A 20505-nucleotide genomic window follows, 5' to 3' on the forward strand; every position below is an offset into this window, starting at 1 on the left:
ACACCACCATGACCGCCAATGAACTCGTCGACGCCGTAGCCTGGGATGACCGTGGCCTGGCGCCCGCCATCGCCCAAGACAGCCGCACTGGCCGCGTATTGATGCTGGCCTGGATGAATCGCGAGGCTTTGGCTTTGAGTCTGAGTGAAGGTCGAGCCATTTACTGGTCCCGCTCGCGCAACGAACTGTGGCGCAAGGGCGAGACCTCAGGACACGTTCAAGTGCTGAAAGAGGTGCGGCTGGATTGCGACGCCGACGCCATTGTTATGCAGGTGGAACAGTTGGGCGGCATCGCCTGTCACACCGGTCGCGAATCCTGCTTTTATCGCGTCGCGCAAGATGGCCAGTGGCTAACTACCGATCCGGTTTTAAAAGACCCGAAAGAGATTTACTGAGAATACGGCAGGATCATGGATATATTGACCGAATTGACGCGCGTTCTCGAAGCGCGCAAAAACAGCCCCGACGCAGACAGCTCCTATGTGGCTAGCCTGCATCAAAAAGGGCTGAACAAAATACTGGAAAAAGTGGGCGAGGAAGCCACCGAGACCATTCTCGCCGCCAAGGATGCCCAAACCAGTGGCGACAACCAGCACTTGATTGCTGAAACTGCCGACCTCTGGTTTCACAGTTTGGTTATGCTTTCGCACCTGGGTGAAAATTCCGAGGCCGTATTGAACGAATTAGCCCGGCGTTTTGGTATCTCCGGACACGAGGAAAAAGCGGCACGCAAACCTTAACGTTTACTGCCGCCAGTTTTATTAATTTTTACAGTGAGGAAACATCATGGGTATCAGTGGTATTGGCATCTGGCAACTTCTTATCATCCTGGCCATCGTCATCATGCTGTTCGGCACCAAACGCCTGCGCAATATTGGCACGGACCTGGGTAGCGCCATCAAAGGTTTCAAGAAGTCCGTCAGCGATGAAGAAACCGAAAAGTCCGAGGACGCCGACACGAAAAGCGTCGAAGGCGGAACTGACGCTGACGTAAAAAGTGAGGCGGCTGAGAAAGAAAAGAACGCTCAGCATTAAGTACGGTGTCGGACTAAGACCGACACATCCGCAACTCTGGCCATGACAGCGAAGGTATTTGCGTGTTCGACTTGGGCTTCTTTGAAATTCTAGTGATCGCCATTGTCGGCTTGGTGGTAATCGGCCCCGAACGATTGCCCGAAACGGTGCGTGCCGTAGGTTTGTGGGTGGGCCGCCTAAAGCGCAGCCTGCGCGAAACCCGCAGCGAACTTGAACGACAAGTCGGAGCGGACGACATTCGCCGGCAATTGCACAATGAAGAAGTGATGCGCAGCCTGGAGAAAAGCCGCCAGCAAATTGAGGATGCGGTTCAAGAGGGCGCCTTGCCGCGTCCCAAACCGAAGCGCCAATACAAGGAAGAAAAAGAACTACCGGATCACGCTCACGGCGAGGCCAGCGCTAACAACGAACCAAGCGCATCAACCCCAGCACCTGATGCCGATGACGCCAATGCCACCAAGGCCGCTGATGAGTCAACGGATTCGCCGGAAGCGCCCGATCAGAAGAGAAATTCTTAAACACCGCCATGACCGTATCTCCCAGTGATAACGAGCTGCCTCTGGTGCAGCATCTGATCGAGTTGCGCAATCGCTTATTGCGGATTGTGGCGATCGTGTTGGTCATCTTTGCCGGCCTGTTTTACTTCGCCAACGACATCTACAGCTTTACCGCCGCACCTCTGGTGAAATTCCTTCCCGAGGGCAGCACCATGATCGCCACGGAGGTCACCTCACCCTTCCTGGCACCTTTCAAGCTGACACTGTTCGTAGCCGTACTCTTGGCGGCTCCGTTTATACTTCACCAAGTGTGGGCGTTTATCGCGCCGGGTCTGTACCAACACGAAAAACGCCTCGCGCGACCACTGCTCGCCTCCAGCGTAATACTGTTTTACAGCGGTATGGCGTTCGCCTATTTCGTGGTGTTTCCGCTGGTGTTTGGCTTCTTTATCCGCACCGGCCCGGAAGACGTGGCGGTGATGACGGATATCAGCCGATATCTGGACTTCGTGCTAAAGCTGTTCTTCGCCTTTGGGATCGCCTTCGAGATTCCCATTGCCACTGTCCTGATGATTCAGGCGGGGATGATTACCCCTGACGGCATGGCCCAAAAGCGGCCCTACATCGTCGTAGGTTGCTTTGTGTTGGGCATGTTCCTGACACCACCGGACATCATCTCCCAGACGCTCCTGGCCGTACCCATGTGGATACTCTTTGAAGCCGGCGTCCTGTTCGGCCGCGTTGCCTACCGACGCAAGCTGGCCCGAGAGCAAGAGGAGGCCGAGGAGCAGATCTAAGACTCCTCGCGCTCCTTCTGCACCTAGTAGGCTGTCACCTTTAAACTTCTGGTCTACACTTGTGTTTGACACTGCGTCAACGCAATGTCTCGAAATCTACGCACACGAAATAGCATGAACCCCGTATCAGCAGGACCACTATGATCGACTCCTCAAAAGCCCCGGGCTGCAGCCAATGTCGCGATCTGCCGCCGTTGACGTTTGAATTCACCATGGCTTTTCAGCCCATCGTTGACCTAAAGGCCCGCAAGGTATGGGCTTACGAGGCACTGGTGCGCGGACCAAAAGGCGAGGGCGCGTATGAGGTTCTCAATCAAGTAACCGAAGATAACCGTTACCAGTTCGACCAAATGTGTCGTATCCGTGCCATTGAGCTAGCTGCTCAGTTGGGTGTTGAGTGCTACCTGAGTATCAACATTCTGCCCAATGCCATTTACCGCCCTGAAAGCTGTATTCGCCTCACACTCAGCGCCGCCAAAGAGAATCAATTTCCTTGTGATCGCTTGATGTTTGAGGTCACCGAGAGCGAACCGGTACGTGACCCAGAACATCTACGCAATATCTTCGAAGAGTACCGCAGCCGTGGTTTTATCACCGCCATCGACGACTTTGGCGCCGGCCACGCCGGCCTCAACCTTTTGGCGGAATTCCAGCCGCATGTGTTAAAGCTGGACATGGCTCTGATTCGCAATATCGACACGAATAAAGTTCGCCAGTCGATCGTGACCGGCATCATCAGCACCGCTCAGGCATTGGGAATTAAAGTTATCGCCGAGGGCGTTGAAACGGCGGCTGAGCGAGATTGCTTACTGGCCCTGGGCGTTGAGCTGTTCCAGGGCTATTTGTTTGCCAGGCCAAGCGTAGAAAGCCTGCCAGAGGTCGACTTCAGCCGACACGGTGCAGCGGCCGCCCCTTGACCTTGTTTCGGTAAAGGCTTTCAATAACTTCCACAGCTATTGCAGATAGCGCAACCCACAAATGCTCCAGCAGCTGCCCAAGCTGTGTTTTTGTGCCACAAGCCGTTTTGTTCCATCGCCGTTGATAAATCCACTGACAGGAGATTTATGAACCATGGGGAATTCAACAGCCGAGATTAGCAGCAAAAACATCTCCCATAAGGTCTCTCCCAGCATTGCAGAGACTTACCTGGCCAAACTGCTCGAACAAGCGGACATCCGCATCAACGGCGACCGCCCCTGGGACATACAGGTGCACAATTCCTCGGTGTTCGCGCGTGCTCTCTCCTCCGGCACTCACCTGGCCTTTGCCGAATCCTATATGCAGGGTTGGTGGGACACCCAGGATCTGGACGGATTAATTACTCGCGCTCTGTGTTCCCGACTGGAAAAACAAATTCCAAAACTCGGACGACTTCAATTGTTAAAAGCCATGATCAGCGCCGCCGTTCTCAACAAGCAAAACCCCGAGCGGGCGTTTGACGTAGGCAAAGCCCATTACGACATTGGCAACGACCTGTACCAGAAAATGCTCGATTCACGCATGATTTACAGTTGCGCTTACTGGCCCGGCGCGGCGAATCTGGAGCAGGCGCAAGAGCAAAAACTCGATCTGATCTGCCGAAAACTTGAGCTGGCACCGGGCATGCAGCTATTGGACATCGGCTGCGGCTGGGGAGGGCTGGCGGAGTTTGCCGCGCGCCGCTACGGGGTAGACGTGGTGGGCATTACCATATCCAAAGAACAGCAAAAACTGGCACGAGAACGCTGTGCCGGCTTACCCGTGGACATCCGTCTGGTGGATTACCGCGCACTGGAAGGTCAGTTCGACCGCATCGTTTCCGTGGGCATGTTTGAGCACGTGGGCACAAAAAACCATCGCGTATACTTTGAAACGGTCCGTCGTCTGTTGGCACCGGAGGGGCTGTTTCTCCTGCACACCATAGGCGCGGACAAAACCCGCCATGGCGTGGACCCGTTCATCGAAAAATACATTTTCCCCAATGGCGAAATTCCCTCACGCCACTCAGTCAATCAGGCGAGTCTGAATTTGCTTCGCCTGGAGGACTGGCACAACTTCGGGCCAGATTACGACCGCACCCTCATGGCTTGGTGGCACAATTTTGATCAGGCTTGGCCGGAGCTGAAAGAGCGCTACGACCAAGACCACTTTTACCGCATGTGGAAGTACTACCTGTTGTCCTCCGCCGGCTACTTTCGCTGCCGCGGAGGCCAGCTGTGGCAAACGGTGTTCAGCCGGCCGGACAGTTGTCGGGAATATCGCAGTCTTCGTTAAGGATACAGCTCAAATCGGAGACATCCTTGGTTTCAGTCCCGGACGACACTTGGGGCATCAGTCTTTAAACCAAGGCGGCGATGTAGGCCAACCAGCCAGGTTGGTTTTGCATGTGTTTGCGTTCGCGAAAACTGCCGTCGGCCACATCCCAGTAGATGTGAATTTTCGAGAAGCCCGCCTCTTCCAGTAATTCGCGAATTTCCACCATAGACCAATGTCGCCACACGTAGGTAAATGCCTTTTCCATTTTGCTGCCGTCCCTAAAATGAAAGTGGATGTAGTTCACCACCTCATTGGTCCTAGGGTCGAAGCTGTTCTGATCCCATACGTAGGTAAAGCCGCCCTCAATGCGGCGCTTTTCCTGCATAATTTCCTGCGCTTCCCAGCCACCGAACATGTCCAGGAAAAATATCCCGTCTTTCACCAGAGATTTGCGCACCGACTTCAGGTACCGAAGCATTTCAGGGCGGGTGGAAAAAATCCAATAGCTGAAGTTCATGGCGTTCACCAAGTCATATTTACGCCGGGAGACTTGGCGAACATCCCGTTGTTCCAACGTCAGGCGGTTACCCGGTTCATCCAGGTGCGCCATATTGTTGTCGATACCCCACTGCAATACCTCGGGGTCAATGTCCACGCCGGTAGCCGTGCGCTCTTTGTGGCTCTCTACCCAAGTGGTACTGAGCAAGGCGGTACCGCAGAAATCCTCGCGCATGGAAAAGGCTTTGCGCTTGCGCAATTTTTTGAACGTTCGATCAAAAAACTGCACCTCAAACTCGGGCGCCTGTACGCTGCGTTGGTAGAGGTCGTGGCGGTCCGAGTTCCTGGCGGTAAAACGGGGTTTCGACTTCTTATTGGCCACAGAGATCTCCTTGAGACGATGTTTTTGTACTTGGATGCGCTTGGCGCGGTCTGGCTAGGGCGGCAACCTTACCAGCTCAAGCAATGGATCGCCTACCCCCCCATTCGGTGGTAAAGTGTGCCTTATGACCTCGTCCCTGATTTCCGAAAAGCCCCTGGTGGTGTCCCCCTCTCTGGCCGCAACCATCGGCCTGGAGGAAGCGGTCATGCTCTCAGTACTCAACGAAGTGGCTCTCTACCGTTCACGGCCCTCAGCACCTCTGGACTTGGACGAAGCGCTGGTCAAGCGCTTGTTGCCGTTCTGGAGCGATTACGACATCCAGCGCATCAGCAAAAATTTGCGTGACCAGGGTATTATTCTGCTCAGTTCAGCCCCTTTTCAGGAAAGTCGGCGCCTGACGCTGACTTTCAATGAGCGCGCGCAGCCAAGCGCCCAAACGCCCAGAGCCAAAACCCCACCGGCGCGCACCACCGCGAACCTGATTGCCCCCAATTGGCAGCCCGACGCCGAACTGATGCGGCACATCGCCCAGCACAATATCCCCGACTACTTTGTGCGCCGGCAGCTACCCGAGTTTATTGCCTATTGGCGGGAAAGAGGCGAAACCCACCACTCCTGGGGAGCCAAGTTTCTCAAGCACCTGCTGCGCCAGTGGCGGGCCGAGGAGAGCGACCAGTTCCGCCGAGATCAGGAAGTCCCCATGCGCGCCGAGTGGCGACCCAGCCGGGATGCACTGGAAGTGCTGGTCAAGCACGCCAATATCAGCCTGGCTTTTATTGAAGATGCCATTCCCGAGTTCGTGCTCTACTGGCGCGAACGCGGCGATATTACCCGCACCTGGAACAGCAAATTCATCCAGCACGTCAAACGCCAGTGGCTGCGTTATAATTCAGCTGTGGAGCATAATACCGAGCCCCGGCGAATTCCGGAGGATTGGCAGCCTAGCCAGGACGTTTACGATGTATTGCGTCTGGCCAATATCGACTTGGAGTTCGCTCGACGGCAAGTCCCGGAGTTCACGCTTTACTGGCGCGACAGCAATCAGGTGCATAGCTCCTGGAACACCAAGTTCCTTCAGCACGTTAAGTTCCACTGGGCACGACAACACGCTCTGAATACACCGCAACAGGCAGGTCAAGATGCAGGACAGCAAACATCTAATCCAGAAAGTCGCACAAGAGATCGAAGCCTCATCCAGGACCTCACCGACCGAAGCTGGGCACGCTGAGCAGGAGCGGGCCAAGCCCACCGATGGCCACATTGATGCGCTCAATGAGGTGTTTACGCTGTTTCGCATCAATTACCACAATCAGTATTACAAGGCTTACAGTGATACCCAGGTACTCAATCAAATCAAAAAGCTCTGGCTGGAAAGTCTGACCCGCTTTGACCCGGACACCATTCGCCGGGGCGCGCGCCGGGTGATCGAAACATCCGAGTACCTACCCACTTTGAACCGTATGATTCGCGCCTGCCAGGGAGACCCGGACAGCTACGGCCTGCCGGACGCGCACAGCGCCTATGTGGAAGCCTGCCGGGCGCCAAGCCCCAAAGCCGCCCAGCGCTGGAGCCATGCCGCCGTCTATCACGCCGGTTCAGCCAGTGATTGGTTTTTCCTAGCGAGCAGCCCAGAGAAAGTCGCCTTTCCGGTGTTCGAGAAACACTATCGGCAACTGTGCGACCAAGTTATGAACGGCAGGACGCTACCCAAACCACAGGTACCCGCCCTGCCGGAAAGTACGGAAACGCCACTGAGTAAAGAGGAGAACAAACAGCGCTTGGATGCCCTGCGCCGCGATTTGGGCTTGTGACGCCCGCGGCTCAGAGTGATTTCTCCCTAGTGAGAAAGGAACACCTTAGCAGCAAACAACACAATCGCTGCTAGCCATAGCAATAAGACAGGTTGTATTTATGACTCAATCCGCACACAAATGGGTGCTGGCCTCGGTGCTACTGGCCTTCCCACTATTTTGTCTGGCGCTGACTTTTTACCTGATGCACAATCCACCCCATTTTGATCCCGTCGAGGTCACCGAAACCACGCCGCAACCCCCAAAGCTTAAAGCCCTGCCCCCTATGGCGGAGATCAGCCACATTCCCGAGCGCAAGGAGACGTTTATCAATCTGCTGCTGCCCATGATTGAATGGCGTAACAGTGAGATGTCGCGGAAACGGGAAGAGCTTCAGGCCATGCAAGCGGCGGTAACAGAAGGTGAGGAGCTGACACCCGCACAGCTGCGACGCCTACAGGCGTTGCGTGAGCACTTTCGAGTGACCGAGGAAAACTTTCCTGAGCTGGACGATGCCCTGGCCGCGCTTTTACTGCGCGTGGATATCATCCCGCAGGAAATGGTTTTGGCGCAGGCGGCGGCTGAATCCGGTTGGGGCACGTCGCGCTTCGCGGTGGATGCCAACAACTTATTTGGCCAGTGGTGCTACCGCCAGGGCTGCGGCCTGGTTCCAGAGCGGCGCCGAGAGGGCGCGCGGCACGAAGTACAAAAGTTTTCTTCCGTGAATGAAGCTGTGGCTTCTTACTATCGAAACATCAACACCCACCGAGCTTACCGTGAGCTGCGTCAGAAGCGCGCCTCGCTGCGCGAGGCGGGCGAACCCATTCGGGGTGAGTTGCTGGTGACACAATTGCAGCGCTACTCCAGCCGCGGCCAGGCGTACGTAGACGAACTACTGGAATTAATCCGCTTTAACGATTTGGCCAATGTTACGGTGACCCAGGCGGACCAGGATACTCTGGCAGGCGTGCAGGAAGAGGACAACTAAGCCTCAATCCTGATGCACCCAATTGCCGTCCTTGTCGGTGACCAACCATTGCTGAGAGAGCCAAAAGAAGCGACCCCGCTCACCACTAGGAGCAGTGCAATTGTACTGGGTACGACCCGGGGACAAGGGTTCATTGGCGCGGGTATAAAGAGTGTTGCCGTCCACCCAGGTTTCAATCGCGCCCTGGCGGGACGCGAAGCAATTAATGGACGGCAGCACATTCTCCTGTTTCAAAGTTATGGCCAATACCGGGCGATCGCCCTGCGCCACTACCACATCGTCCAGAGTTTGGCGGCAGCGCCGGTCTGAGCAACGCGCCACCTCACTGACGGGCATGGGGCGCGTGTTGGCCTTCAGCGCAAAGTCATCCGGCGCACCGAATACACCCCCAAAAGGAAAGCGCGGTAACGCCAGCAGATCGCTGTGCTGCCCCAAGGGGCCGGAGTTTTGAGCGAAGGCGATAAAACCCAGTTCATCCAAAAGAGCCTTTACATTGTTGTCGAACTCCCCGTAGGGATAAGCCAACACTTTGTGGCTCTGCCCGGTCTCTTCCTCAATGCGTTTTTCCGCCACCATCACCTCAGCTTTAATCCGCTCGCGCCACTGGGCGCGGCTCTCCCCCTCCCGCAGCCGGGGCATAAAGGTGTGATCGGCCGTATGGTTGGCGATAGTGCCGCCGTGTTCGGCCATCTCTCGCATTTGCTCCCAGGTGACGAAACCGCGACGTTTTTTATCGATGGGGTCGGTGTTCACAAATACCGTAAAGGGCAAGTCACGGGCTTTCATCAGCGGAAAGGCCACCGTGTAGACGGATTCATAGGCATCATCGAAGGTGAGTACCACGGTTTTATCCGGTAGTGGCTCGCCTTTTTTCAGCTTGGCGATCACGTCGGGCAAGGAGGCCACGCGTAGGCCCTGGGATTCCAGGTAGTCCAAATGCTTTTCAAACAGCTCGGGGGTGACACTGGTGGATGGAGGAGTCTTGTCGCTGACGTGGTGGTACTGAAGCACCACGGTCGCATGCAGATGACTGCACAACAGTAAACCCAAGAAACCGGTTATTACCTTCCCCACTACACCCATTACTTTTCACTCCCACTACTGTTGCCAGGTCCCAAAAACTTTAGGCCGACGCCGCCCGGCTCGACTCGTACCACCTCCATGTTCACCACGGGGGCCTCATCCACTAACCCCTGCACCTGCCCAGTGACCACCGAGCCAATTGGCGGCACCTGCTCGGGCTCCAGAACTACGAAAACGCCGCCATCGGAGACATCACGGGTTTTGACCTCCAATTCCCCAATGGATTCATGACTGATTCGAATCCGGCACACAAAAGGGGTTCGCGTGTACTCGCGTTTGTCGCTCATAGGCTGGTTCCGCTTATTGTTAAGGTTTGTCAGCGCTTACTTTTCTGTCACCTCGGCACGATCCACCTTCTGAAAGCCCCGCGGAAGTTTGTTGCCACGGCGCCCGCGTTCACCTCGGTAGTGGTCCAGGTCCCCGGCTTTCAAGGTCAAATGGCGCTTACCTGAGTATAGCGTCAATGCCTGACCGGGGCTCAACACGCACACGGCCAGCACATACTCCTCCCTTGACTGCACCCGAGCAGAGGGAATATTCATGATTTTATTGCCCTTACCTCTGGCCAGCTCAGGCAACTCAGAAACTGGGAAGACCAACAGGCGACCCTCGTTGCTCACGGCGGCCAACAAGTCCTGTTGCGGGTCTGTGAGCGCTTGCGGTGGCAGCACTCTCGCGCCCTTGGGCAAATTCAAGAGCGACTTACCGGCGCGGTTCTTACTGTACATGTCGCCCAGCTTGGCCACAAAGCCATAACCGGCATCCGAGGCGAGCAGCAAGCGCTCTTCGTCCGCGCCCATCAGGGCGCCTTCAAAGGTGGCACCGTTGGGCGGATTCAAGCGGCTACTTACAGGTTCGCCTTGGCCTCGGGCCGAGGGCAAATTGTGCGCGGCCAGGGCATAGCTGCGCCCGGTGGAATCCAGCAACAGGACATTTTGATTGGTCTTACCACGTACGGCGAACTTATATTGATCACCCGCTTTGTAACTGAGCGCCGCGGGGTCTATGTCGTGCCCCTTGGCGGCGCGAATCCAGCCTTTCTCGGATACCACCACGGTCACCGGATCAACGCTGATCAGCTCTTTCTCGCTAAACGCTTGCGCCTCGGAGCGCACCACCAACGGCGAGCGACGGTCATCGCCATAAGCTTCGGCCACCTCCAGCAACTCTTTGCGCACCAGGTTTTTCAGTTTCACCGCTGAATCGAGGATTTTCTGCAGTTTGTCTCGCTCCTTGGCCAGAGCTTCCTGCTCGGCGCGGATTTTCATTTCCTCGAGGCGGGCCAGTTGCCGCAACTTGGTATCGAGGATGTAATCTGCCTGCATATCACTCAACCCAAAGCGCTCCATCAACACCGCTTTGGGCTTATCTTCGGTGCGGATAATGTGAATCACTTCGTCAATGTTCAAATACGCGGTCAGCAAACCATCCAACAGGTGCAACCGGCGCTCGACTTTATCCAGACGGTGTTGCAGTCGGCGCCGAGTGGTGACGGTGCGAAAGCTCAGCCACTCGGACAGTATTCTGGTCAGGCCACGCACACCGGGTCGACCATCGACCCCGATCATATTCATGTTGACCCGGTAGGTCTTTTCCAGGTCAGTACTGGCAAACAAGTGTTGCATCAATTGCTCGGCATCGATGCGGTTGGAGCGCGGCACAATCACCAGTCGGGTGGGGTTCTCGTGGTCCGATTCGTCCCGCAGATCCGACACCATGGGCAGCTTTTTGGCTTGCATTTGCGCGGCGATCTGCTCCAACACCTTGGCGCCGCTGGCCTGGTGCGGCAGGGCGGAGACAACAATATCCCCGGAATCTTTTTCCAATTGCCACAAGGCGCGCATACGCAAGCTGCCCCGGCCAGTCTCGTACATTTTTATCAAATCGGCGCGCGGCGTAATGATTTCGGCCTCTGTAGGCATATCTGGGCCGCGTACGTGCTCGCAGAGTTCTTCCGTCGTAGCCTTGGGGTTATCGAGCAAGTGCACACAAGCCGCCACCACTTCACGAAGATTGTGCGGCGGTATGTCCGTCGCCATACCCACGGCGATGCCGGTGGTGCCATTGAGCAACACATTCGGCACCCGCGCGGGCAGCACCACAGGCTCATCCATTGTGCCGTCGAAGTTGGGTTGCCACTCAACCGTGCCCTGCCCCAGCTCTTCCAGCAGCACTTCGCTGTAGGGTGCTAGGCGCGATTCGGTGTAACGCATGGCGGCAAAGGACTTGGGATCGTCCGGCGAGCCCCAGTTGCCCTGCCCATCCACCAGCGGGTAGCGATAGGAAAAGGACTGGGCCATGAGTACCATGGATTCGTACGCCGCGGAATCGCCGTGCGGATGAAACTTACCAATGACATCGCCCACGGTGCGTGCTGACTTTTTGTATTTGGCCGTGGCTTTCAGCCCCAGCTCGCTCATGGCATAGACAATGCGCCGCTGTACCGGCTTGAGACCGTCACCAATATGAGGCAAGGCCCGATCGAGAATTACGTACATGGAATAATCCAGATACGCTTTTTCAGAGTAATCCTTGAGCGCAATCTGCTCTTCAGCGTCGGGTGATACTACGAGGTCGGTCATGAAGGATCCTGCAATAATTGGAATCGTTATGGCTCTGTGGCGCGCGGGCGTGCACCGTATTTTAACGTGCCAATGAAATAGATCAGGGTCGATCTATTTCATTGCTGGGGTAATCGCTTAATAGCGCAGGTTTATCGTGCCTGCTTCTTCAATGCGCATGTCGGGCAACCACTGACTGAAGTCCAGCTTGGCCTGGAACACGTAGCCGACATCATCCAGGGTTCCCCGCCGGCTAAGATGTTCCACCAGACGAACGATCGCCAGAAGGTTGGCGGAAACCTCCACCGTGACTGGCGTCTCCTCATAGGCTTTCAGGACCGGCAACTGGCTGGTGGCACCACTTAACAAATCGAAATTTTCGATGCCGATAGTATAAGAGATGCCACGCAGGGACAAATCCCGACTGTTGGGGTTGATGATCGCCAGGCGCACCGCAATACGCTGCTCCAGGCCCTGGGGCGGCAATAGCTGTACATGAGTCACTTTTACCTGCGGCTCCTGTAGCGCCCAAGGATACATGGCGCAGCCGTTCAGGCCCGACAACACTACAAGAAGGACCGTAAACCGAGATAAAAACTTATGCATTTTGCATTGCTCCGAAGATAGCTTGAGAAAAGACGCTGCTGAGACACGGTCAACCTGTTTGTGAGCTGCATCACGTGCCTTTTGCCGCCAGTGTGGTGTAATTTACGATTCGACGCCGACACTCACCGCGCCGTTGCTCCGGCCCAGAAAAACTAAGAATAACTTATGCCCAAGCACCCGCTCAGCACAACCGCTCTACTTGGCAGCCGCGAAATCCGCTTTCTGGACCGGCAGACCACCAACTACCCCAATCTTATGCGTTTGTGCCTGGACTTCGACTTCTGCGTCATTCAGCTACTGCACAAAACATCGGTGCCGTCCGCCAGCAAGTCTTTTGTGCTGACCACGCAAGATTATCGCACGACGCCCACCGCCGCCATCACCCCAGCGTTCGCCAACATGACTCAGCTGGAAGACTATGTCACACATCACCAAGTCGATATTTTGCACGACTATCTGTTCGGTTTTGTGGACGAAGATATTGCCAGCGGCCAAGCCGATTAGCCGCCCGTTAGACGCTGGGCAGGCAATTCGGCTATGCTCTCGCTTTTACACGAGTTCTGATCTATGCGAACCCTGCTCTTGGTCGGGGGCGGCCACAGCCACAGTTTGCTCCTGAGGCGTCTTCGTGGCCGTCTCGACGCCAACACCCAGGTGATCTTGGTATCGCCGGAACGCTTCGCCCCTTACTCAGCCATGCTGCCGGGTCTGGTGGCGGGTCATTTCCGTTTTCGCGATTGCCACATTGACCTGGGAAAACTGTGCGAAAACGTCGGAGCAGAACTGGTGTGCGGCCGGGTGGAGAACCTGGACCTGGAATCCAGAGAGGCTCTGCTCAATAATGGTCAGCGCCTGAGTTTTGATTACATTTCCATCAATTGCGGCATTCAATCCACGTCACCGCCACCCGGCGCCAGCGAACACAACTGCCTCAGCGTCAAACCGATCAGTCAATTTTTGCCCCAGTGGCAGGAAACGCTAGAGCGCCTGTACAGTCGGCACGACCGACATAAAGGCGCCAACTTGGCCGTGGTTGGCTGCGGTGCCACCGGCGTGGAGCTGGCCATGGCCATTCGTTATCGCCTGGACCATGACCCCCGCATCAAAGTGCCAGTGGATATTCATCTGGTCCACAGCGGCGGCACCTTACTGGCGGAAGCTCAGCTGGAAGCCCAGCTGCACGTTGCGCGGCAACTTCAAGAAATGCGTATTCGGGCGCACCCACTGTTTACGGTCACTCGGGTGGCCGAGCAGGAGCTGTTTACCGAGCGCGGGCAGCACCTGCCCGTGGACGAGATTGTTTGGTGTCTTCAGGGATCGGCGCCCGCCTGGCCCGGCCAGTGCGGGCTTACCTGTGACAGTGCGGGCTTGATCAAGGTCAACGCGCACTTGCAGTCGGAAAGCCATCCCTTTGTATTCGCCGCTGGCGATATTGCCAGCGTCAGTGGTCAGCCGTTGCCTCGGGCCGGAGTCTATGCGGTTCGTCAAGCTCGCGTATTGGCGGACAATTTGATTCGCACCTTACACGAGGAACCCGGCAGTGCGGACAGAGGGAAATTACGTGTTTTTCGCGCACAGAAAAACTTCCTCAGCATTATCACCTGTGGGGACCAATACGCCATCGCACAACGTGGGCGCTGGGTAATGGCTGGCAAATGGGTCTGGCGTTGGAAGCGCTTTATCGATCAGCGTTTTATGGCGCAATTTCCGCACCCGTAGCCGATTCAGGGAGCCATTTCCTGCTCGAATTCCTGCAGCAGGTCCAGTGGCTCCAGCTCCTCCCCTTCCAGGTCCTGGTTCCAGTTCACGCCCACCAGCAATTCATCCTTATGCATGCCGGTCAACCAATCGTCCAGAAATTCCTCAATATCAATGGCCACCGGTTGATAGGTTGCCCACTCCTCCTGGCAATGGACCTGGGCGAGCTCTCGTTCAGACCAGAGCGGCATGACATCGCTGTTAGGGTATTTTTCTGAAGCCGTCAAAGCCCAACCGTCAGGGCCTTCCAAGCCCCATACGCAGGCTTGCTGCAGAGATTCCACAATAAATCGATCCAGGTTTTCCGCCGGGTCATCGCTCAGTGGCGTCATAAATATTGTCCTTCTTAAATGTCTGGCGCTACAGCACCAGAGAACGACCGTTGGCCTTGAGCCAGGTTCGATGAGTCCGATATTCCGGGCATACGCTGGCCACCAGGGCCCAAAAATCAGCGCTGTGATTCATGTGCCTTAGATGGCACACCTCGTGAGCGACAAGATAGTCCACCACCGGCTCTGGTGCCAGCACTATATGCCAGTTGTATTGCAAGATCCCTGCGCTGGTACAGTGCCCCCACTTGGAGCGCGTGACCCGGACTTTAACCTCCCGAAACTGCAACCCCAAGCGATTGGCCAGTGCGTGGGACTTGGCGCTCAGCACGCTGAGTGCCTGCTCGCGATACCAACGGCTGACCAAAGCACGCGTCTGCTCTGTGGTCGATAGCCGGCTTCGGCTCGACAAGGTCACGCACAGCAGGTCGCCATGCGACATCACTGAACCCGCCGTGCCGGATTGAATTGACAGTTGCAGCGATCTCCCCAACCAGGGCATAAGGCTTCCAGATTGGTAGTTGTATTCTGGCACGCGCGCAAGCTGAGTACGCTGGGCCGCTAACTTACGCAACACCCAGGAACGCTTTTTACACACAAACTGATGGAGGACTTGGTCGGATACACCCAGCGGTGAACGGACCACCACTTCGGCATCGCGCACTTCGATACTGATGGTGCGGCGCCGGGCTGAGCGCCGAACACTGAAGGAAAAATCGCCGACTTTTGTCAGTGGTTGCAGGCTCATGGGGCTCCAGGGGATTGGTAGTTCAGTTGTCGATGCGCCGAAACGATTCGCTCGATGTGCACTGCCACATGTTGCAGCCAACGGGCCACTTCCATTAATCCAACCCCCGTTTTTAACTCCAGATGGCCCTGAGCGATCTGCTGCATAGTCCGCTCACGAATTGCCTCCTCCTGCGCGGTAATCTCGGCCACAATCGCCGTTACGTCCTCAGTCTCCATGGCCGTTTCGCGCTGCAATACATTCACTAACTGGCGCACAAGCTGCGCCGCCGTGCCCAATCCTTCCCGGTTGTGCAACGCCATCTGTACGGACTTATTGCCACAGCGATCCAACAGTCGCTGCAAATGATCCACACTCTGAATTGCTGCCAATAGGCGCTCCCACTGGGTGCCCGAAGTGGCGTCCAGGTGAATGGAATCGATGTAATCCTTAATGTCGTTGAGTTCTTGCTCGTTATCCGTCAGTGACGTGGCCCGGGGCACATCCCCTAGAATGTAAGCCAGTTGCTGCGACACGGTATCGGCTTGAGCCAGCAGTACCTTCTGCACGGCGGTTAACGCCAGCTCCGGGAATTTAAGCAGCCCCCGGTCTAACACTTGCTGATAGCCGTAGGGTTTATCGGGAAACAAACGCTCAACCAAGCGCGCAAACTCTTTGACAAAAGGTAAGACCAGAGCGATACCGAGGAGATTGAAGGCGGTGTGGAATCCCACTAAGGCAAACTCGGCGTGCTGATACAGTCGGCCTGGCGAAAGCGACTCCCACAACCAGATATAGGGTGTGATCAAAAACAACGCAACGCTGCTGACAAACGTGTTGTAGAGCACATGAGAAAAGCCGGTGCGCCGTACGTGAATATTGCCACCGATGGTAGCGGCGGCGGCGGTAAAACTGGTGCCTATGTTCATTCCCACCACCAGCGCGGCCGCCTGCTCGAACGATATGGCGCCGGTAAACACCGCCGTGAGCGCCGCCACAACACCGGCGCTTGAGGATTGCGTCAGTATGGTAAAGATGACCCCAATCAGCACCAACTGGAACTTGCCCCATAAGGTATCGGCAGGCAGGCGGGTAAAATCTACGTAGCCCTGCAGGCCGCTCATGCCCTCCTGGAGGCCTGCAATACCGACGAAGATCAAGCCGAAGCCTGCCAGGGCGTAACCCACGCCCTTTAGGCGGCGTCCACCGAACAAGCGCATGAACGCGCCGATAAAAACCAGCACTGTGGCTAGGGCGCCAAACTGAAATTTGAACCCCACCACCGTCACCAGCCAACCCGTAAACGTGGTCCCCAGTGCGGAGCCCAAAATAATGCTCAAAGCCTGATAAAAGCTCAGCAGACCAGCGCCCACAAAGCCCACGGTGGCAATTATGGTCGCCGTGGAGGATTGCAGCACCGCCGTGCCCAGCACACCCGTCAAGGCGCCGCTAAGCGGGCTACGGGTTACGCGCATTAATGATGTGCGAATGGCATCCCCCGCAGTGGCTTTGAGCCCTTCGGTCATAAGGGTCATACCCAGCAGGAACATGCCCAAGCCACCAAGTACTCCGACAATGACGACGGTCAACTCCATGGTGCGTTACCGCCTTCAAATTCAGCCCGCATGCCTACCTCTGTTATTGAATTGTCACTCGCCGCGGGAGTGATTAAATTTGCTACTATGGCGCCTGAAAACAACCCGGATGCTCAGTGTAATGATCAAAGCCAAACTCTTTGCCCTACTACAGTATATCACTCCCCAGCACGCGCTCTCGCGCGCGGCCGGCTCCCTGGCGCGCTGCCGACGCCCTTGGGTAAAAAATACCTTTATCGAATGGTTTATCAAGCGTTACGGCGTGGACATGTCCGAGGCTCTGGAGGAAAACCCCAGGGCTTACGCCTGCTTTAACGATTTTTTCACCCGCCCACTAAAAGCGCATGCGCGACCAATCTGCTCAGAGCCCGGTGCGGTGGTCTGCCCGGCGGATGGTTTCATCAGTCAGTTGGGGGACATACAAGAGGGGCGTATCTTTCAAGCCAAGGGGCAAAGCTACAGCGCCCTGGAATTGTTGGGCGGCGACGAGACATTGGCTGCAGAGTTTACCGACGGCCACTTTGCCACTGTGTATCTTTCGCCCCGTCACTACCACCGCGTACATATGCCACTGACTGGCCGCTTGCGCCGCATGCACGCCATCCCCGGCGATTTGTTTTCCGTGAATACCGCCACCGCGAGCCAGGTTCCGCGCCTGTTCGCTCGCAACGAACGTGCGGTAGCGGTATTCGACACCGATGCGGGTCCCATGGCACTGGTGTTGGTGGGCGCAATGATCGTAGCGGGTATTGATACGGTTTGGGCGGAAGACGTGACGCCGGCCAAAGGCAGCATTGCAACTACCGACTACTCCGGCTCAGAGGCAATTGAACTGGCGACCGGGCAGGAAATGGGGCGTTTCAAGCTGGGCTCCACAGTGATTGTGCTGTTCCCGAAAGGCCGAGTGGAGTGGGATGCGGCTTACCTGGCGGAATCCGTAACAGTAATGGGCGAGAAACTGGGCCGAGTGGTGTAACGGTAGGGCCGTCAGTGGTACCAGCGGCCCAGTAATGAGAAAAGTCCTGACTTTTCTTTTTTCAGTAAATAGCTGTCTCTGATTCCCGCGATATCCACGTCGTAAGTGCCCGGTTCCAAGTCCCGGGCAATCTCGATTTTCTCCACTTCGTAGCGGGTTTTCTTACCGGAATCCAACAGCGCTTGCTTGCGTTTGTCATCCTCGGACAGATCGAGCAACTGGTGCTTGGGCAAAGGCTCTTTAACCGCATCAAGCACCAACATAACTTTGGGCTTCAAGCGCCGATCAAAATTTTGTTCCACCACCACACCCACTTCTCCGGTACTCAACTCCACCAAAGTCCCGGTGGGATAAAGCCCGATGGCACGTATGAATTCCACCACCAGCTCTTCTTGAAACTGGGTGTTTCGCAAATCGTACAGTCTGGAAACGGCTTTAGAGGGTGCTATGGGCTGGTGGGCACCTCGCGGGTTGGTGACATTGTCATAAAAGGTCACTACGCCGGCAATTTTGCCCAGCAAGGGGATTTTGTCTCCCTGCAAATGCTGGGGAAAGCCGCTGCCGTTGAGGCGTTCGCAGTGGGTTTTCACCACGCTGATTACCCGCGGCTCCACGCCCGGCGTGTTGCGCAAAATCTCCACGCCGTGGTCCACAAATGTTTCGTACAGTTTTGTCTCTTCGGGGGTCCGCTCAGCCTTAGCCAGCAGCGATTGGTCGAGTTTGACCTTACCCACATCTTTTAACAGAACACCCAGCGCCAGCACATCCAAATCCCGCTTGGGCAGACCAATATGGCGCCCAAACAAGATCGCCCATACCGACGAGCGAATGGCATGGCTATACGTATATTCGTCCTTTTCCTGAATTCGGGATAACCACGTAAAGGCGTCTGGATTACGCAGAACGCTGTCTACCATATCGCTGGCCAGGCGCTTGGTTTCAGTGATCGGCACCCGGTGCAACTCATTGCTGCCCAAGTATTCCAGCACCTCGCCCACAGCATGGTACACATTTTGATGTAACTGCTTGGCCCTGCGGATTTCTTTTTTCAGAGGTTTAACGTGAGTGTAGAGATTGCGATGTATGCGCAGCGGCGCCACTTTGACGTTTACCGGCGCGGTTTTATTTTCCCGGGCGGTTATGCGGTTCTTGAGGGTATCGGGCGCAAGGGTTTTGAGGTTAGCCGCCACAGGCGCGCGGCCGCGCATCACATCGATATAAACGTGGCGACAGATGGTTTTTAGCTGCTTGATTTCTTCCAAATCGCGGATATAGAAACCCTGCAACGGGAAAGGCGTTTGATTCCACGGCCGATCCAGCCCTGAAACATACATGCCTACCGTCACTTCATTGACGTCCAGCTTAACCTGTTTAATGCCCACCGTGGTTCCTCGCACCGTCAGTCTGACGCACCAACTCCATCTATGACGCAAGTCTAGTCAAATATTGAACAGTACACCATAGGGCGAAAAGGCGCCAGAGGCCTTATGGGCCGTGCGTTGGGGCTACTTAACAGTCAGCTTTATTCGTGATACTGAGAGGAAAGATCGTGCACCGCGCGGATAAATGCGCCAGCGTGCTCCGGATCAACCTCTGGTGTAATGCCGTGCCCCAAATTGAACACGTGGCCACTACCCTGACCATAAGCATTGAGTATCGCCCCGACCTCCGCGCGAATGCGCTCTGGCTTGGCGTAAAGAATTGTGGGGTCCATATTACCCTGCAAGGCCACCCGGGTACCGACGCGCGCGCGCGCCTGGCCGATATCCGTGGTCCAGTCCAAGCCCAGAGCCTCAGCACCAGTGTCGGCCATCAACTCCAGCCATTGCCCACCGCCTTTAGTGAACAAAATCAGTGGCACGCGGCGGCCTTCGTGCTCTCGCAGCAAACCGTGCGCAATCTGCTGAAGATAGCGCAGTGAAAATTCCTGATACGCACTGTGGGAGAGGGCGCCCCCCCAGGTATCAAAAATCTGTACCGCCTGGGCGCCAGCGCGAATCTGAGCATTCAGATACGCGATGACGGAACGAGCCAGAACATCCAACAGCTGGTGCATCAGTTCCGGTTGGTTGTAGAGCATTTGTTTGGCGCGGCGGAAGTCGCGGCTGGAACCGCCTTCGATCATGTAAGTGGCCAAGGTCCAAGGGCTACCGGAAAAACCAATCAGCGGCACTCGCCCGTTAAGTTCTCTGCGGATGGTTTTCACGGCATCCACTACATAGGACAAATCGGTGTTTGGGTCGGTTACCTTTAGAGCCCGAATATCCGCCTCGGTGCGTACGGGCTTACGAAATTTCGGTCCTTCGCCGGCTTCAAAATACAGGCCCAAGCCCATGGCGTCCGGAATGGTGAGAATGTCGGAAAACAGAATTGCGGCATCTAGCGGATAGCGTTCCAGGGGCTGCAATGTAACCTCACAAGCCATGTCTGGATTGCCACACAGCCCCATAAAGTCACCAGCCCGCTCGCGGCTAGCGCGGTATTCCGGCAGGTATCGACCGGCTTGGCGCATCATCCAAACGGGCGTTACGTCGACAGGTTCGCGCAACAAGGCGCGTAAAAAGCGGTCGTTTTTAAGCTCGGTCATGATAGTCGCTTAAGATGGTAAGTGAATAAGTAGGGAGCGGCCCAAGAGCCAGCCGCGCGCC

Annotated in this window: 23 protein-coding genes; 13 read left to right on the plus strand and 10 right to left on the minus strand. The window is 56.0% G+C overall.

The features are described from left to right. Positions 1-8 precede the first annotated feature (8 nt). The 7 genes from hisI to cfa all read left to right on the plus strand — a co-directional run bounded on the left by hisI (position 9) and on the right by cfa (position 4582). Positions 9-395, plus strand: coding sequence for a phosphoribosyl-AMP cyclohydrolase (gene hisI, locus RBH33_RS07240; protein ID WP_306731488.1), 387 nt, complete (start codon positions 9-11; stop codon positions 393-395). 12 nt (positions 396-407) lie between these two features. After that, complete coding sequence (locus RBH33_RS07245) at positions 408-740, plus strand: phosphoribosyl-ATP diphosphatase (RefSeq protein ID WP_306731749.1); 333 nt, start codon at positions 408-410, stop codon at positions 738-740. Between the two features lie 46 nt (positions 741-786). After that, positions 787-1035, plus strand: a complete 249-nt coding sequence (gene tatA / locus RBH33_RS07250) for a twin-arginine translocase TatA/TatE family subunit (RefSeq protein WP_306731489.1) — start codon at positions 787-789, stop codon at positions 1033-1035. A 62-nt stretch (positions 1036-1097) separates the two neighbouring features. Further along, the gene (gene tatB, locus RBH33_RS07255) at positions 1098-1553 is read left to right on the plus strand and encodes a Sec-independent protein translocase protein TatB (protein WP_306731490.1); all 456 of its coding nucleotides are present in this window, start codon (positions 1098-1100) and stop codon (positions 1551-1553) included. 8 nt (positions 1554-1561) lie between these two features. Next, entirely contained in the window at positions 1562-2329 is a 768-nt protein-coding gene (tatC, locus tag RBH33_RS07260) for a twin-arginine translocase subunit TatC (RefSeq protein WP_306731491.1), read from the plus strand. Between the two features lie 140 nt (positions 2330-2469). Further along, on the plus strand, positions 2470-3246 hold the full coding sequence (locus RBH33_RS07265) for an EAL domain-containing protein (RefSeq protein ID WP_306731492.1): 777 nt from the start codon (positions 2470-2472) through the stop codon (positions 3244-3246). Between the two features lie 154 nt (positions 3247-3400). Continuing rightward, entirely contained in the window at positions 3401-4582 is a 1182-nt protein-coding gene (cfa, locus tag RBH33_RS07270; protein WP_306731493.1) for a cyclopropane fatty acyl phospholipid synthase, read from the plus strand. Positions 4583-4646: 64 nt separating this feature from the next. Here the strand turns inward: cfa and RBH33_RS07275 are convergent, their stop codons facing one another. Next, entirely contained in the window at positions 4647-5444 is a 798-nt protein-coding gene (locus RBH33_RS07275) for a class I SAM-dependent methyltransferase (protein ID WP_306731494.1), read from the minus strand. A 124-nt stretch (positions 5445-5568) separates the two neighbouring features. Here RBH33_RS07275 and RBH33_RS07280 point away from each other — a divergent pair, with 124 nt between their 5' ends. The 3 genes from RBH33_RS07280 to RBH33_RS07290 all read left to right on the plus strand — a co-directional run bounded on the left by RBH33_RS07280 (position 5569) and on the right by RBH33_RS07290 (position 8222). Further along, positions 5569-6672, plus strand: coding sequence for a DnaT-like ssDNA-binding domain-containing protein (locus tag RBH33_RS07280; protein WP_306731495.1), 1104 nt, complete (start codon positions 5569-5571; stop codon positions 6670-6672). Beyond that, on the plus strand, positions 6584-7255 hold the full coding sequence (locus RBH33_RS07285) for a replication protein P (protein ID WP_306731496.1): 672 nt from the start codon (positions 6584-6586) through the stop codon (positions 7253-7255). Before RBH33_RS07280 ends, RBH33_RS07285 begins: the two co-directional genes overlap by 89 nt. A 100-nt stretch (positions 7256-7355) precedes the next feature. Next, the gene (locus RBH33_RS07290) at positions 7356-8222 is read left to right on the plus strand and encodes a glucosaminidase domain-containing protein (protein ID WP_306731497.1); all 867 of its coding nucleotides are present in this window, start codon (positions 7356-7358) and stop codon (positions 8220-8222) included. Positions 8223-8225: 3 nt separating this feature from the next. Here the strand turns inward: RBH33_RS07290 and RBH33_RS07295 are convergent, their stop codons facing one another. From RBH33_RS07295 to RBH33_RS07310, 4 genes are all read right to left on the minus strand, one after another. Further along, positions 8226-9305 (minus strand): polysaccharide deacetylase family protein, encoded by a 1080-nt coding sequence (locus RBH33_RS07295; protein WP_306731498.1) that lies wholly within the window; start codon positions 9303-9305, stop codon positions 8226-8228. Then, positions 9305-9592 carry a PilZ domain-containing protein gene (locus RBH33_RS07300; RefSeq protein ID WP_306731499.1) on the minus strand — a complete coding sequence of 96 codons (288 nt, stop codon included), beginning with the start codon at positions 9590-9592 and terminating at the stop codon, positions 9305-9307. The genes RBH33_RS07295 and RBH33_RS07300 overlap by 1 nt, the downstream gene beginning before the upstream one ends. Positions 9593-9628: 36 nt before the next feature. After that, positions 9629-11887 (minus strand): DNA topoisomerase IV subunit A, encoded by a 2259-nt coding sequence (parC, locus tag RBH33_RS07305; RefSeq protein ID WP_306731500.1) that lies wholly within the window; start codon positions 11885-11887, stop codon positions 9629-9631. 117 nt (positions 11888-12004) lie between these two features. Beyond that, positions 12005-12472, minus strand: a complete 468-nt coding sequence (locus tag RBH33_RS07310) for an LEA/WHy family protein (protein ID WP_306731501.1) — start codon at positions 12470-12472, stop codon at positions 12005-12007. 165 nt (positions 12473-12637) lie between these two features. Here RBH33_RS07310 and RBH33_RS07315 point away from each other — a divergent pair, with 165 nt between their 5' ends. Both RBH33_RS07315 and RBH33_RS07320 read left to right on the plus strand, forming a co-directional pair. Then, a complete protein-coding gene (locus RBH33_RS07315; protein WP_306731502.1) occupies positions 12638-12976 on the plus strand; it encodes a hypothetical protein in 339 nt (112 codons plus the stop codon). 63 nt (positions 12977-13039) lie between these two features. Further along, entirely contained in the window at positions 13040-14191 is a 1152-nt protein-coding gene (locus RBH33_RS07320; protein ID WP_306731503.1) for an FAD-dependent oxidoreductase, read from the plus strand. A 5-nt stretch (positions 14192-14196) separates the two neighbouring features. Here RBH33_RS07320 and RBH33_RS07325 read toward each other — a convergent pair whose 3' ends face one another. The 3 genes from RBH33_RS07325 to RBH33_RS07335 are packed head-to-tail and all read right to left on the minus strand — an operon-like array spanning position 14197 to position 16881. Beyond that, entirely contained in the window at positions 14197-14562 is a 366-nt protein-coding gene (locus tag RBH33_RS07325; protein WP_306731504.1) for a DUF2750 domain-containing protein, read from the minus strand. Between the two features lie 28 nt (positions 14563-14590). Further along, positions 14591-15307 (minus strand): M48 family metallopeptidase, encoded by a 717-nt coding sequence (locus RBH33_RS07330; protein WP_306731505.1) that lies wholly within the window; start codon positions 15305-15307, stop codon positions 14591-14593. Continuing rightward, entirely contained in the window at positions 15304-16881 is a 1578-nt protein-coding gene (locus tag RBH33_RS07335) for a Na/Pi cotransporter family protein (RefSeq protein ID WP_306731506.1), read from the minus strand. The genes RBH33_RS07330 and RBH33_RS07335 overlap by 4 nt, the downstream gene beginning before the upstream one ends. A 124-nt stretch (positions 16882-17005) precedes the next feature. Here RBH33_RS07335 and asd point away from each other — a divergent pair, with 124 nt between their 5' ends. Then, a complete protein-coding gene (asd, locus tag RBH33_RS07340; protein WP_306731750.1) occupies positions 17006-17857 on the plus strand; it encodes an archaetidylserine decarboxylase in 852 nt (283 codons plus the stop codon). A gap of 11 nt (positions 17858-17868) precedes the next feature. Here the strand turns inward: asd and RBH33_RS07345 are convergent, their stop codons facing one another. Both RBH33_RS07345 and hemE read right to left on the minus strand, forming a co-directional pair. After that, positions 17869-19239, minus strand: a complete 1371-nt coding sequence (locus tag RBH33_RS07345) for a cyclic di-GMP phosphodiesterase (protein WP_306731507.1) — start codon at positions 19237-19239, stop codon at positions 17869-17871. A gap of 140 nt (positions 19240-19379) precedes the next feature. Further along, positions 19380-20444, minus strand: coding sequence for a uroporphyrinogen decarboxylase (hemE, locus tag RBH33_RS07350; RefSeq protein WP_306731508.1), 1065 nt, complete (start codon positions 20442-20444; stop codon positions 19380-19382). Positions 20445-20505 lie beyond the last annotated feature (61 nt).

This window comes from Marinimicrobium hydrolyticum (genome assembly GCF_030848505.1).
GTDB lineage: Bacteria > Pseudomonadota > Gammaproteobacteria > Pseudomonadales > Cellvibrionaceae > JAVDDU01.